Here is a 524-nt window from a genome sequence, read left to right as displayed (position 1 = left end):
ATACATGACTGCTAGATTTAGCGGCAGGTTGTTATACTTAGGCGCTTTCCAGATGATAGAGTTATTAATACGACTACTATCAGACATGTTTAGACCAGCAAGTTGTTGGTTGCTATCAAGGTTGTTACTGCCTAGGTTGTCCCAGTAACCTTCGTTAACAATAACGTTGTTGATGTAATCTAGTGTCGATTGGTTACGACCAGCGCGAATTTCACCAAAGTCTTTGTTTACAACACCAAGGTAAGTATCACGGCTTTTGAAAGTGCGGTCTTCGCCGTCAACTCGAATGCCATACTCTAACTGATAAACAACATCAGTGTTGGCAGTCATTGCTTCAGAGCCTTTTAGACCAATACGTGAGCTGTATGAGTTGATTTCTACTGTATCTTCATCACGATCAAAAGCATCATTAACGTTTGAATCAAATTCACCATTGACATAATCAGCACTTAAAAATGCTTTACCATAGACGGTTGGTGCTGCATTGGCTGCTGATACAGATAGGGCTGCGATTGCTGTAGCGA

At 41.2% G+C, this 524-nt stretch carries 1 protein-coding gene; it reads right to left on the bottom strand.

Annotation, left to right across the window (positions count from 1 at the left end):
• On the bottom strand, positions 1-524 hold a 524-nt coding region (locus ACS8FC_RS20760), incomplete at both ends, for a porin (RefSeq protein ID WP_439298175.1).

The sequence above is a fragment of the Psychrobacter sp. 1Y4 genome (assembly GCF_051847555.1).
This window is presented reverse-complemented; position numbering and strand designations above follow the sequence as displayed.